The sequence below is a fragment of the Janibacter sp. CFPM2_SD2 genome (assembly GCF_057364645.1).
Window position 1 is genome coordinate 1 of record NZ_JBNFOF010000415.1, and the last position, 544, is coordinate 544.

General features: G+C 79.2%; 1 pseudogene. It reads right to left on the bottom strand.

Features of this window, described 5'->3' with window-relative positions:
* Positions 1-544: pseudogene (locus tag AC2W7J_RS18710) on the bottom strand (magnesium chelatase); the annotation flags it as partial.

Here is a 544-nt window from a genome sequence, read left to right on the forward strand (position 1 = left end):
CGGCGTGGCACCCGCAGGGGGCGAAGGGGGTGACTCGGGGGCCTCCGCGGACTCGTCCGGGGAGGTCCGGGGGGTCGGCTCGGCGGACGGACTGTGGCCCGGACGGGGGCTGGTCGCCGGACGTCGTCGAGCGTCGGGGGCGGCGGAGGGGTCGGCGTCGGGCGCCTCGCCCGGGCCCTCGTCGGGCTGGTCGCCGCCGTCGGGCTCCTCCTCGCCGCCACCCGGCGGGTCGTCCTCGGGCTCCTCGTCGAGCAGCCGGTCGAGCAGGTCCTCGTCGAGCCCCGGAGCGTCGAAGGGAGCACGACGGCGCCGGTGCGGCAGGGAGAGCAGCGCAGCGGCCCGGATGTCCTCGCGGGTCACCTGCGTGCGGCCCTGCCAGGCGGCGTGCGCCGCGGCGGTCCGCGCGGTGACGATGTCGGCGCGCATGCCGTCGACGTCGAAGCCGGCGCACACCCGCGCGATGGTGCGCAGCGTGCGCTCGTCGAGCCGCACCGAGCGCACCGCCTCGCGGGCGGCGGCGAGGCGCTGGGTCAGCTCGGCCTCG